We start from the raw sequence: 13,043 nt of genomic DNA on the forward strand, positions 1-13,043 counted from the left end.
TTTTGGGAAATTTCTATTTGTTCTTGCCTGCTTATTGTTTAAGTGCTTATTACGTGTTTTTGTGTCAATTTGATACTTTTTGTATCTTATTGCTCTGCTTAACCATTAATTTAGATGTCTGTGTCTTTTTTGTCTTTATTGAAATGTTCACCGATAAGTTTGGCTTTGTGTTTGCCCACAACTTCTTCTATTTCTTCCGATGTGCTTGATTTTATGCGTTTTATGCTTTTGAAATGCTTTAATAACATTTTCTTTGTTTCTTCTCCGATTCCTTTAATACTATCAAGTTCAGATACAATTTGTCCTTTACTTCTTAGGTTTCTGTGAAAAGTAATACCAAAGCGATGGGCTTCATCTCTAAGGTGTTGGATAACTTTTAGAGTATCAGAATTTTTATCTAAATAGAGAGGAATAGAGTCTTCCGGATAATATATTTCTTCTAACCTTTTGGCTATGCCTACGATGGCTATTTTTCCATACAATTCGAGTTCCTTTAAAGATTCGCAAGCCGCACTTAATTGTCCTTTACCACCGTCAATAACAATGAGTTGGGGTAGGGGGGCCTTCTCTTCCTTGAGTCTGTGATAGCGCCTGAATACAACTTCTTTCATGGTCGAAAAATCATCAGGGCCTTCTACAGTTTTTACCATAAAGTGACGGTAGTCTTGTTTGGATGGTTTTGCCATTTTGAATACTACACATGCAGATACAGGGTTTGTTCCTTGAATATTCGAGTTATCGAAACATTCGATATGTATAGGAAGTTCTTTTAAGTGTAAGTCGTTCTGGATCCCTTTTACAATTCTTATAGAGCGTTGTTCGGGATTCAAGCTTTCGGCCTTTTTGAGCTTGTCTATTTTATATTGTTTTACATTCTGAATAGACAGTTTAAGTAGCTTCAGTTTATCCCCTCTTTGAGGTATAGTAAATTCGGTATCCTGAAGAATAAGATCAGGGAGGAAAGGCACTACTATCTCTTTAGCGAGTTTTAGGAATCGGTCTTTCATTTCGAGGATGGCGAGTCCCAATAGCTCTTCTTTTTGCTCATCTAGCTTTTTCTTGTATTCGAAAGTATATGCCCGTATGACCGATCCATTATGCACGCTTAGGAAATTGATGTAGGCTGCCGAACTATCTTCGTCGTAGCCGAAAATATCAATATTGTACATAATGCTCGAAACAACGGTCGATCGCTGTTTGAAGTTTTCTATTAATATATATTTCTCTTTCAATTTCTGAGCTTCTTCAAATTTAAAATCCGCAGCCAGATTTTGCATTTCTTCATAGATTGCTTTACTTGCAATATTTATATTTCCCTTTAGTATCTCGCGTACACTTTCTACATTCTTATTATATTCTTCTAAAGATTGTAAACCTTCACATGGACCTAGGCATCTTTTGATATGATACTCGAGACATACTTTAAACTTTCCGTTTTTTATATTCTCGGGAGTTAAACTTAGGCTGCATGTGCGAATAGGGTAGAGCTTATGAATTGTTTCGAGTAACGCTTTTATACTTCCTCCACTGGCATACGGACCAAAATACTGTGATCCGTCTTTTACTATATTGCGGGTTTGAATTATTCGTGGAAAAAATTCATTTCTGATGACAATAGAAGCATATGTTTTGTCATCTTTTAACATTACATTGTAGCGAGGTTGGTATTCCTTTATCAGATTGTTCTCTAATAAAAAAGTATCCTCTTCGGTATCTACAACAATATATTTTATATCTTTTATTTTACTAACCAGTATACGCGTTTTAGGGCTGTCGTGATGAGTCTTTGTAAAATAAGAAGATACTCTTTTTTTTAGATTCTTAGCCTTTCCTACATATATAATACTTCCTTTGTCATCAAAATATTGATAACATCCAGGTTTATCCGGTATATTCTGTATTATATTTCTTAAGACATCATTCATCTATGTAAGATTTAGTTTCTGTTAATTCGTTATCTCTGTATTCTAATTGGTAGTGGTAGATTTTTGGTTAATCATCGACGAGTAACACAAAATCTACCACTGCTATACTAAGGTAATAAAAAATTCGGGATATTAAATATCGTATTTTATAATTGCTTCCACTTCTACATCATCAGGGAATAGTTTTCGACCCTGAAGTTGTTCTAATTCGATAATGAAGTTTACATATATTTTTTTTACACCCATTCTTTTGATTAATTTATATGCAGCAAGCATTGTTCCTCCTGTTGCAAGTAAATCATCATGAATTAGTACTACATCATCTGGTTCTAGCGAATCTTTGTGTATTTGTATTGTATCTACACCATATTCTTTTTCGTAGCTTTCTTCGTATGTATCTGCAGGAAGCTTTCCGGGTTTTCTGATTGGAATAAATCCGGCATTCATATTTAAAGCTAAAATAGGGCCCATTATAAATCCTCTTGATTCAATTCCTACAACTTTGGTTATGCCCTTGTTTTTATACAAGTCTGTTAAAACTTCTGTCAGGTCTTTCAAGTTTTGAGGAGATTGAAATAATGTGGTTACATCTTTAAACTGGATTCCCGGTATTGGAAAGTCTGGAATATTTCTTACGGATGATCTTAGACTTTCAATTTTTTTGTGTGGCATGATTTTATAAATAACTGTTTTAATGTGCTGTGACGCGTATTTTTGAAATTGTTCCACGTGAAACCGAAATTTGTTCCACGTGAAACCGGTTTCTTTTTATCTTCCCAAAAGTACAAGGAGAATCGAAATGTCATTCGGTGAAACTCCGGGGATTCGACTTGCTTGTCCGATTGTTTCCGGATTTATTTTGGCGAGCTTTTGGCGAGCCTCCGTCGAAAGAGATAAAATGCTTTCGTAATCGATTTTGTCTTTTATCAGAATGTTTTCTAATCTGGTTATCTTTTCAGCGATCAATTGTTCGCGTTTGATGTAACCGTCATATTTGATTCTTATTTCTGTTGCTTCGATGATTTCCTCTTTTCTATTCGGGATTTTATCAATCTCTGCTTTAAATGCAGGAATCGAATCCAGAATGTTTTCGATACTTATTTGTGGACGGGTCAACAAGTCTTTTAATTTGACTCTTTGTTTTAAAGGACTTGTTCCTAATTTCTCCAATGATGAATTTATATATTCCGGTTTCAAAGGATAGTTTGCCGTGAATTCAATCAGTTTGTTTATTTCTTCTTTCTTTTCATTCAGAAGATTTATGCGGTCTTCTTTTACAATACCCAGATCATATCCCAATTGAGTGAGGCGTACGTCAGCATCGTCTTGTCTTAATAAGATTCTATATTCGGCACGAGAAGTAAACATTCTGTACGGTTCATCCACGCCTTTTGTTACCAGATCATCGATCAATACACCTATATATGCTTGGTCTCGTCTTAAGATAAATTCTTTATCACTGTGGCAATTCAAGTGAGCATTTATACCTGCAATCAGTCCTTGTCCCGCAGCTTCTTCATATCCTGTAGTTCCGTTTATTTGACCGGCAAAGAATAAGTTTTTCATTAATTTCGTTTCCAACGTATGTTTTAATTGCGTAGGATCGAAGAAATCGTACTCAATAGCATATCCCGGTCTGTAGATATGAATGTTTCTGAAAGCCGGTATTTTTTCAAGAGCCTCAATTTGGTTGTGGAGTGGGAGAGACGAGGAAAAACCATTTAAGTAATATTCCTGAGTGTTTTCACCTTCGGGTTCTAAGAACAATTGGTGTGAATTTTTCTCCGAAAAAGTTACTATTTTAGTTTCGATGCTTGGACAGTATCTTGGTCCTATACTCTTGATTTGTCCGTTGTAAAGGGGTGAATATTCAAGACCTTCTCTTAGTTTGTCATGAACTTCTTCATTTGTATTGCATATCCAGCAACTAAGTTGTTTAAGGGTTCTAGGTTTGAAATCTAAGTAAGAAAATTTGTGGAAATCTTCTTCACCTTTTTGTTCTTCCATCAGTGAAAAGTCAACGCTTCTACCGTCAATTCTGGCAGGAGTTCCCGTTTTCATTCTGTCTGTAGTAAATCCCGCCTCTCTTAATTGTTCGGTGATTCCGTATGAAGCAGGTTCTGCAACCCTTCCTCCTGTAAGTTGAGTCGATCCGATATGCATCAATCCGTTCAAAAAAGTACCGTTTGTAAGCACTACCGATTGTGCGGAAAATGTTACACCGAGACTTGTTTTTACACCTTTTACTGTTTTATTTTCGATAACCAGGGATGTAACCGCATCTTGCCAGATGAATAAGTTATTGGTGTTTTCGACAATTTCTCTCCATTTTAAAATGAATTGAGCCCTGTCGCTTTGTGCCCGAGGACTCCACATCGCAGGTCCTTTCGACTTGTTTAGCATTCTGAATTGGATGGCAGTTTTATCTGTAACAATCGCCATTTGTCCGCCTAAAGCGTCGATCTCTCTTACTATTTGTCCTTTTGCGATTCCACCCACTGCAGGATTACAGCTCATCTGGGCGATCTTATTCATATCCATCGTTATTAACAGGGTTTTTGAGCCTAAGTTAGCTGCTGCTGTAGCGGCTTCACAGCCGGCATGTCCTGCGCCTACGACTATTACGTCATATTTAAAATCCATTGTTATTTACTTTAAAGTCTCCGACTTATTTGTTTTATTCGAGCAAGTATAAGTGCAACTATCTGTTGTAATTAGAGATATTGCGTTAAATATTTGCTGCTATTTAATTATTGTGCAAAGTTACTATTTTTATATCAGTTCATAACTTGTTTCTTTCCGTCTAAGTTTTCCGATTTCTTCTTTTTTGTCTTATTTTTACTTAAAATATAAACTATACCGAATAATATATTGAAATATGGTAACTGTAGAAGTATGTGCTAACTCCGTTCAATCGGCTATTGAAGCTCAAAAGGGTGGGGCAGTAAGAGTCGAATTGTGTGGTAATTTGTCTGATGGGGGAACTACTCCTGCTAAGTCTCAGATAGAGCTTTCCCGGAATCATATCGAGATTGACCTGAATGTAATTATTCGTCCTCGAGGGGGGGATTTTTTATATGATAATCTTGATTTCGAATCGATGAAAAGTGATATTGAGCTGTGTGGCGAACTCAAATGTGATGGTGTTGTGATTGGTATTTTAGATAAAAAAGGGAATGTTGATATTGAAAGAAATGGTAAGCTGGTAGAACTAGCTAAAAAGCATGGTATGTCAGTTACCTTTCATCGGGCATTTGATCGCGTTCATGACCTATATTCGGCGCTTGAAGATGTCATTCGTTTAGGTTGTGACCGTATTCTAACTTCGGGAGGCTATCAAACAGCGTTTGGAGGTCGAGAAGTTCTTCGGAAATTAGTCGATTTGTCGAATAATAGGATCATTATTATGGCCGGATCAGGTGTGAATGAAACTAATGTTACGGAGTTGGTTCATTCTACAGGTGTGAAAGAAGTGCATGGAACATTTCAAAAGCCAATACAGGGGGGGATGAAATACAATAGTCCTAATTTTCCTGATAATTATAACAATTCGGGTTATTCCGAATATTCTTTTCTTTTATCTGATGCTAACAGGGTGAAAGAAATAGTTAAAAATGCTAATTTATAATCTCTTTATTTAAGGGCTAAATTTGTTGATTTAGTATAGCTGTTTAATCAGATTATTTGATTTTAGATAAGAGCAGGTTTAAAGATTTATCTTTTTTCCTGCTCTTCTTTTTTGATTTTTTCAATCAGATAATTTTAATTTTATTTTCCAAGTTGTGATATTATATATTTTATGTCTTTCTATATTTCAAATTTTTTATTCCAATTTTTTATAAATAGTTATTCAAATATGGTAACTATTTTATCCTATTTTTTATTCTGATTTCTATTTTATTGTAAAATTTCTTGAAATATTTTTCTTGAAATAATCTTAATTATATTCAGAAGTACTATTTTCATATAATCCTATATTTTATATTATTCTAATTATATGAATATTATATTATTATTTATTTAATTATAAATTTTAAATATTGTATATAAGTATAGTAATACGTATTACTAGCGATATAAATGAAAAATTTTAAATAGATAATAGTTTTTGATTTTATAAACTTTGATTTTATATAAAATATTATTTAGAAAACTTTATACTAGATCTATTGTATCATTATTGATTGCTTTATCTTATATATTCATCTTTTTTATTTGTTAGTAAGACTTAATATTTATCCTTATGCCTTGAATTGATAGTTGGCTATTTTCATTATTAAGAGAAAAATGATGAAAATAGCTAGTCTATTAATTTAGAATCCTACGGTTTTTGATTATCTATAATGGGGCATTTTCATGTTATTTATTTGTGTTTTTTAAGGATCGCTTGTTTTATCGATGAAATCTTGAAGTTTGTTCTATTATAAATATATTTTTCTCGATTAAAACGATAATATATAGATCTTATGGGTTGAATATTAGTTTATTACTTATTTTACTAATGCTGTGATTTTTTGTTCTTATATCAGACTGATTATACAATAGGATAAATGAAGCTTTTATTGATAAAGATTCGGTTTGAATATTCTAAGTAAGAGGAAATATTCATTATATCTTTTATAGATATAACTGTCTATATATCTTGTAATTGAAAAATTAATGAATAGTTCTGTGAGCTTAATTAAAAGTAATAACTGCCCATTATATGTATTCAATGGAAAATTAAATGGGCTGATATCTTAAATGGTCTGTTTATCAGAAGATCATATGATCATATGAATTATAATAATTAGTTTTTCTTACATTTGTAATATTTTGGATATAAATGGAGGTTGTCTACTTTTTTATTAATGACTTGTTTTTGTTTTAATATCCTGTAAAACAGAATAGTATATTTTATAAACTTATAATACAGATTTATTTAGATATGAAAATAGCACTTATTGGTTATGGAAAAATGGGTAAGGAGATCGAACGAATTGCCCTTGATCGCGGACATTCTATTGTTTCGATCATTGATGAAAACAATCTTTCCGGTTTTGATTCTGCTGAATTTAAAGGGGCAGATGTTGCGATTGAATTTACAACTCCGGCAAGTGCTATGAATAATTTCAGAAAATGTTTTGCTGCCGGTGTTCCTATTGTTGCAGGTACAACGGGATGGCTCGAAAACATGCCCGAAGTAAAAGATGCTTGTGAAAATAAGGGACAGACTTTCTTTTATGCCTCTAATTATAGTTTAGGAGTAAATATATTTTTCGCAGTTAATAAATATCTTGCGAAGATTATGAATAATTTTCCCGATTATACGGTGAAAATGGAGGAAGTGCATCACATTCATAAATTGGATGCTCCAAGCGGAACCGCAATTACTTTGGCAGAAGGTATTATCGAAAATGTCGATAGAAAGACTAATTGGAATCTCGAAGCAGAGTTGAAACCTTCCGATTTGGCTATACATTGTATCAGAGAAGGAGAAGTTCCCGGTATTCATGAAATATTTTATGAATCGGAGGCTGATATAATCAGTATAAAACATGATGCTAAAAATCGTAAAGGTTTTGCATTAGGTGCCGTTTTAGCCGCTGAATTTACGAATGGGAAAAAAGGATTCTTAGGAATGCAGGATATGCTTAATTTTTAAGGTCTTCAACTATCGTTTTTTCTAAAATGTAATAAATATTTATATTACTAATAATATATGGAAGCAAGAAATAATCAGAACAACCCTTCGGGTAAAAAAAGTCTGAAGGAGAGGCTGTCTCAAGCAACTCGCAAGCAGTGGATAAAATTTATACTAATAACCATATTCTGTATAGCTTTTACTATTTGGACGGGCTATTATGCCGTATTGTTATTAACTATCGTTTTCTTCGATAGTTATATCCTGAAATTTATACCCTGGTCGTTTTGGAGGACTAGTAAAAACGGATCTCTTCGCAAAGTTATGGAGTGGGTCGACGCAATTGGTTTTGCTTTAATCGCCGTGTATGTTATAAATACATTCTTTTTCCAAAACTATCAGATTCCATCGTCTTCTTTAGAAAAATCTCTTTTGGTGGGAGACTTTTTGTTTGTCAGTAAAATGAGCTATGGAACCCGTTCGCCAATGACTCCTTTGTCGTTTCCTTTGGCACAGCATACTTTGCCTGTTTTAAATATCAAGTCTTATCTTGATAAGCCACAATTGAAATACCAACGTTTTGCAGGCTTCGGTCAAATAGAACGAGGCGATATTGTTGTATTCAACTTTCCGGCGGGAGATACGGTTGCTTTGAATATGCAGCAAGCCGATTATTATACCTTATGTAAGCTAGACCCACGAGGTCGTGAGGGGCTATGGTCTAATAAAGAGAAATATGGAGAAATCGTTTATCGTCCGGTAGACAGGCGAGAAAATTATGTAAAAAGAGCTATGGGACTTCCCGGTGAGACCTTAGAAGTAAAAGATGACGAAGTCTATATTAACGGTAAAAAGGTCGAAGCTCCCGAAAATATGCAGTTGAGATATTTTGTTCAGACCGATGGTACTGCTATTTCCGAGCAGGTGTTTGATGAATTGGGTATTAGTAAGGATGACTATGCAGTGGTAAACGAGCGAGGTCAGCTATCCGCTAATTATTTTGATCCATTGAATGAGCTTAGAAGATCAAATCCTCTTTTGAATAAAGGACTGCCTGATGAAGTGAAATTTGCAGCCGATAGTTTACAACTGACTCAATTGGGTTTTGTTGCAAAAGGAAAAACATTCGGTTTGGTTTATACATTACCACTAACTAAAAAGATGGTCGAAACTTTGAAAGCGAAGCCTTTTGTTATCAATGTTTTTAAAGAAAAAGAGCGTATCGAAAGAAGCGAAACCGCCGATGGAAAGATTATAGATTATCCGTTTTATTATCCGATTGATTACCCGACTAAATGGACTCGTGATTCTTATGGTCCTCTTTGGATTCCTAAAAAGGGCGAGACTATTATATTCGATACAGATGTAGATTATAAAGTAGCTGCTTATGAGCGCGTAATCAAAAATTATGAAGGAAACGATTTTGCTTACAAAGATGGTAAAGTTTACATCAATGGAAAGCCTGCCGATTCTTATACATTCAAGTTTGATTATTACTTTATGATGGGAGACAATCGTCATAATTCGGCCGACTCCCGTTCTTGGGGTTTTGTTCCCGAAGATCATATTGTAGGGCAACCTTTATTTGTATGGTTATCTTTGGATAAGGATAAAGGCTGGTTCGACGGAAAAATACGGTGGGACAGAATATTTACAAGTGCCAAAAAGAAATAAGGTATCAAATCTTTCTATCCATTGATAAGTATAAGTACAACTGACAATTTTATTGTACTTAAAAGCATGACATTATGAAGAAAACAAAAATAGTAAGATGGTGGGGCAAGGCGTTCCTTATAGCTTTACTGGTTGTCTTTTGTATTCGGGTTTTCTTTATACAATCCTATACAGTCTCCTCTTCTCAGATGGAGACTGCCTTGCTTAGAGGCGACAGGGTTCTGGTTAATAAGGTATCTTATGGTATCAGAATGCCCATTACTCTGTTAACTATACCGTTTACTTTTGACCATTTATTCGGAATGAAATCATACTCCGACCTGATTCAGTTGGGCTATCACCGCCTGTTTGGAAAGATCGTAGATCGCAACGATGTTATTTTGTTTAATAATCCTTTGGAGGTCGAAAAACCGCTCGATAAACGAAGCCTGTATCTAAGCCGTTGTGTAGCGGTGGCAGGCGATACGATAAAAGTACAGGGGGGCGATTTTTATTTGAACGGCATAAAAACAGTTTCTTCTCCTGATCTTTTACAGTCTTTTCGATTTAATAGAGATTCAAAAGATACCATCTTCGCCGTAATAAAATCTCTCAATATAAATCCCCGTGATTTAAAGATGGATTCGACATCGATATATTCCAGCCTTAGCAGATACGAGGTTTTCCTTATCAATCAGAAATTGAATGACAGTATTCAATTGCAGCTAAGTATTCAGGATAAAGTATCTTATGATCTGCTGATTCCTTCGGCGGGTATGACAATAGCTCTTTCCGAATTTAATATTCCTTTATACAGGCAGATTATTCACGATGAAGTGGGAGCTAACGTGAAAGTTGAAGATCTGAAATCTTATACTTTTAAGTACAACTATTATTGGGTTTTATCCGATAATGCAGAGGATGCCATAGATTCACGAACTTTGGGTTTTATCTCCGAAAAGGATATTATAGGAAAGGCGTCCGTTATCTGGTATAGTTCAGACGAAGAAGGTTCGAGATGGAATCGGTTATTTTCGTGTGTAAAATAGGTCTGAGACCTTCTGATTCAATTTAAAATGAGTACTTATTTATCTACCGCTTATCTTGCTCCTGTCGAGTACTATTCGAAACTACTCAAAGGAGATGTGTATATTGAGCAGCACGAGAATTATATCAAACAAACTTATCGAAACAGATGTACCATACTATCGGCAAATGGTCCGATGGCACTATCTGTTCCAATAGAGAGCGCTGGAGGCAAAAAATGTCCGATAAGGGATGTTCGTATAGCCGACCATGGAAATTGGCGGCATTTGCACTGGAATGCGCTTATTTCGGCTTATAACTCTACACCATTCTTCGAATATTATCAGGATGATTTCCGACCTTTCTATGAGAAGGAGTATAAATACCTTTTTGATTTTAATGAAGAGTTACGAAATTTGATCTGTCAATTAATAGATATAGATACGTCAACTATACAATATACAGATGAATTTCTTTTAGAGGTAGAAGGACTAGATTACAGATCGAAAATTTCACCTAAAATAGATTGGAGGGTTATTGATCCTGATTTTGAATCTATTCACTATTATCAGGTGTTTGAGCACCGTTTTGGGTTTACGGAGAATCTGAGTATTTTAGATCTTCTATTCAATATGGGGAACGAAAGCCTGTTAGTTTTGAGTAAAAGCATAAAAAAAACCTCTTGAGAATTCAAGAGGTTTTTTATTTATTTGATTATATGATCAAATTAGAATTTTAAGTTAACTCCTAATTCGATATTGCTCATGTCAAAGTCAAAACCAAAGCTGTTAGTTCTTGTGTCTTTTACTTTTCCGGTTTGGTATCCTAAGAAACCGAATTTACCTAGTAAAGCAACTTTGTTAGATACATTGATAGCAACTCCAGGTCTCAAACCTACTTCTAGAGTATTAGCTTTGTCTCCTCCGTTAGTTCCTTTTTCCCATCCATAAGCTACACCTCCGTCAAAGAATAAACCACCAAGATCGCTTTTAAGGAATGTATAACGTAAGAAAGGATTTACTTTATATGAATTAACTGATCCTTCATTTACTAAAGCTTTGCCGTCAAAATCAAGACCTCCGTGAGTATGAGCACCACCAAGAGCGATACCGATACCTACATTACTATTTAAGATATATCCGAATTCAGGCATAACTTTGAAGCTAAGTTGGCTATCGCCTCCTTTTACTTTGCTTGACCATACACCTGCTGTTCCTCCAACCCACATGTTACCTTGAGCACTTGCTGCAGAAAATACACCTAGTGCTACTGCAATAGTTAAGAATAATTTTTTCATAAACCTAAATTTTAAATGTGTTACTTTTTAGTTAACCAAAAACGTCACAAATTTATCCTTAATTTTGATAATTGAGGTTTATTTTCCAAATATTAATGTTAAATTAATTAAAATATGTAAGCTGTTTAGAGCGATATTTAGTTAAATGGGATGGTTTTATATTATTAAAATCATTAATATGTAGCATATTGCCTTTCATTATGATAATTTAACTTAATCTTGTCATGTAATTTCTACTGGAAGGGGCTTTTGCTGTTAAACAGATTACTGATAAGTCAAAGAGTTAAGATTTTCTTTGTGAAAAATCTCGTTTGCAACTTCTAATAGATCAGAAGATGTTATTTGTTCTATCCTCTTTATAGTCTCCTCCATGTTGTTGAAATGATTATAATGCATAAAGCTTTTGGCTAAACCTAATGCCAGATTCTCATGATTATCGCCCGAAATTGCAATTTGTCCGATTAATTGTTTTTTCGCTGCAGCCAGCTGTGATGTTGTCAGTTTATTGTCACGGAGCCCTGCTAGCTCTTTATATATTAAGTTGAAGCATTTTTCCGCATTGCGTTTGTCACAACCAAAATAAATAGAGAAGATACCTGTATCGGAATAACATGTCATATTTGAATCTACGTTGTATACATATCCTCTTTTTTCTCGTAAAGAGATATTCAGTCGGCTATTCATGCCCGGTCCTCCCAGAATATTGTTAAGTAAATGCAATACCTTTCGTTTTGGGCTATGTAAATCATAGCACTTTCCTCCAATCAAAGCATGTGTTTGAGAAGTTTCCTTTGCCGTAATCTGCTCTGTTCGTTCAACAGCACCGGGAGCTACTCTTGAATGATTTGGTGAAAGAGTTTCTATTTCCGAAAGATACTTTTCAGCTAGTTTAATGATCTTTTTTATGTCCGTATTTCCCAATGAAAAGAACACCATATTCTCAGGAGAATAATGTTTTTGGACAAAGGTTCGTGCTTTGGCTGTATCAAACTTGGCGAGCAGATCGGGTTCTCCCAATATATTATGACCTAGCTGAGAATTACGGAATATCAGATTTTCGAATTCATCGAAAATTAATTCAGAAGGACTGTCTTCGTACGAATTTATCTCATCCAGAATTACATCTATTTCCTTTTCTATTTCTCTTTCGGGGAATGTTGAATGAAAAGTCAAATCGGTCAGAAGCTCAAAAGCCCGAGAGAAATGCTCCTCGAGAAATATCGAATAAATGACAGTTTCTTCTTTATTTGTATACGCATTTATTTCTCCGCCTACACTTTCCATGCGGTTGATAATATGATGCGAACGGCGTTTTTCGGTTCCTTTGAATAGCATATGTTCTACAAAGTGAGCCATCCCAAATTCATCGGGCTGTTCATCTCTGGTACCTGCATTGACCATAAATCCGCAGTATGAAACTTTACCTGCTAAAGGTTTGTGTACAATACGTAAACCGTTTTTTAGAGTATAGGATTGATATTCTTTCATTTAAATAGTTTTTAGTAAACCGGCTTACCCA

At 34.7% G+C, this 13,043-nt stretch carries 10 protein-coding genes; 5 read left to right on the forward strand and 5 right to left on the reverse strand.

Translation table 11 applies throughout. The features are described 5' to 3' along the window. Positions 1-110: 110 nt before the first annotated feature. From uvrC to mnmG, 3 genes are all read right to left on the reverse strand, one after another. Positions 111-1,925 carry an excinuclease ABC subunit UvrC gene (gene uvrC / locus G7050_RS06945; RefSeq protein WP_166113136.1) on the reverse strand — a complete coding sequence of 605 codons (1,815 nt, stop codon included), beginning with the start codon at positions 1,923-1,925 and terminating at the stop codon, positions 111-113. Positions 1,926-2,057: 132 nt separating this feature from the next. After that, the gene (locus G7050_RS06950) at positions 2,058-2,597 is read right to left on the reverse strand and encodes an adenine phosphoribosyltransferase (RefSeq protein ID WP_166113139.1); all 540 of its coding nucleotides are present in this window, start codon (positions 2,595-2,597) and stop codon (positions 2,058-2,060) included. Between the two features lie 96 nt (positions 2,598-2,693). Next, positions 2,694-4,568, reverse strand: a complete 1,875-nt coding sequence (gene mnmG / locus G7050_RS06955; RefSeq protein ID WP_166113141.1) for a tRNA uridine-5-carboxymethylaminomethyl(34) synthesis enzyme MnmG — start codon at positions 4,566-4,568, stop codon at positions 2,694-2,696. A 235-nt stretch (positions 4,569-4,803) separates the two neighbouring features. On the opposite strand from mnmG, the gene G7050_RS06960 reads away from it, so the two are divergent. From G7050_RS06960 to G7050_RS06980, 5 genes are all read left to right on the forward strand, one after another. Then, positions 4,804-5,553 (forward strand): copper homeostasis protein CutC, encoded by a 750-nt coding sequence (locus G7050_RS06960; RefSeq protein ID WP_166113144.1) that lies wholly within the window; start codon positions 4,804-4,806, stop codon positions 5,551-5,553. A gap of 1,299 nt (positions 5,554-6,852) precedes the next feature. Next, positions 6,853-7,569 carry a 4-hydroxy-tetrahydrodipicolinate reductase gene (gene dapB / locus G7050_RS06965; RefSeq protein WP_166113147.1) on the forward strand — a complete coding sequence of 239 codons (717 nt, stop codon included), beginning with the start codon at positions 6,853-6,855 and terminating at the stop codon, positions 7,567-7,569. A gap of 114 nt (positions 7,570-7,683) precedes the next feature. Next, positions 7,684-9,222, forward strand: coding sequence for a signal peptidase I (lepB, locus tag G7050_RS06970; RefSeq protein ID WP_255499300.1), 1,539 nt, complete (start codon positions 7,684-7,686; stop codon positions 9,220-9,222). 74 nt (positions 9,223-9,296) lie between these two features. Continuing rightward, positions 9,297-10,250 carry a signal peptidase I gene (lepB, locus tag G7050_RS06975; protein ID WP_166113153.1) on the forward strand — a complete coding sequence of 318 codons (954 nt, stop codon included), beginning with the start codon at positions 9,297-9,299 and terminating at the stop codon, positions 10,248-10,250. Positions 10,251-10,277: 27 nt separating this feature from the next. Beyond that, complete coding sequence (locus G7050_RS06980) at positions 10,278-10,913, forward strand: WbqC family protein (RefSeq protein ID WP_166113156.1); 636 nt, start codon at positions 10,278-10,280, stop codon at positions 10,911-10,913. 41 nt (positions 10,914-10,954) lie between these two features. On the opposite strand, the gene G7050_RS06985 is transcribed toward G7050_RS06980, so the two are convergent. Further along, on the reverse strand, positions 10,955-11,524 hold the full coding sequence (locus G7050_RS06985; protein ID WP_166113159.1) for an outer membrane beta-barrel protein: 570 nt from the start codon (positions 11,522-11,524) through the stop codon (positions 10,955-10,957). A 264-nt stretch (positions 11,525-11,788) separates the two neighbouring features. Then, complete coding sequence (locus tag G7050_RS06990; protein ID WP_166113162.1) at positions 11,789-13,012, reverse strand: pitrilysin family protein; 1,224 nt, start codon at positions 13,010-13,012, stop codon at positions 11,789-11,791. Between the last annotated feature and the right edge of the window lie 31 nt (positions 13,013-13,043).

Source organism: Dysgonomonas sp. HDW5A (assembly GCF_011299555.1).
Taxonomy (GTDB): domain Bacteria; phylum Bacteroidota; class Bacteroidia; order Bacteroidales; family Dysgonomonadaceae; genus Dysgonomonas_A.

What these genes read in the sequence shown, in the direction of transcription:
- G7050_RS06985 (WP_166113159.1), bottom strand. Translation starts at nt 11,524, where the DNA reads ATGAAAAAATTATTCTTAACTATTGCAGTAGCACTAGGTGTATTTTCT.
- G7050_RS06960 (WP_166113144.1), top strand. Translation starts at nt 4,804, where the DNA reads ATGGTAACTGTAGAAGTATGTGCTAACTCCGTTCAATCGGCTATTGAA.
- G7050_RS06980 (WP_166113156.1), top strand. Translation starts at nt 10,278, where the DNA reads ATGAGTACTTATTTATCTACCGCTTATCTTGCTCCTGTCGAGTACTAT.
- lepB (WP_166113153.1), top strand. Translation starts at nt 9,297, where the DNA reads ATGAAGAAAACAAAAATAGTAAGATGGTGGGGCAAGGCGTTCCTTATA.
- dapB (WP_166113147.1), top strand. Translation starts at nt 6,853, where the DNA reads ATGAAAATAGCACTTATTGGTTATGGAAAAATGGGTAAGGAGATCGAA.
- uvrC (WP_166113136.1), bottom strand. Translation starts at nt 1,925, where the DNA reads ATGAATGATGTCTTAAGAAATATAATACAGAATATACCGGATAAACCT.
- mnmG (WP_166113141.1), bottom strand. Translation starts at nt 4,568, where the DNA reads ATGGATTTTAAATATGACGTAATAGTCGTAGGCGCAGGACATGCCGGC.
- G7050_RS06990 (WP_166113162.1), bottom strand. Translation starts at nt 13,012, where the DNA reads ATGAAAGAATATCAATCCTATACTCTAAAAAACGGTTTACGTATTGTA.
- G7050_RS06950 (WP_166113139.1), bottom strand. Translation starts at nt 2,597, where the DNA reads ATGCCACACAAAAAAATTGAAAGTCTAAGATCATCCGTAAGAAATATT.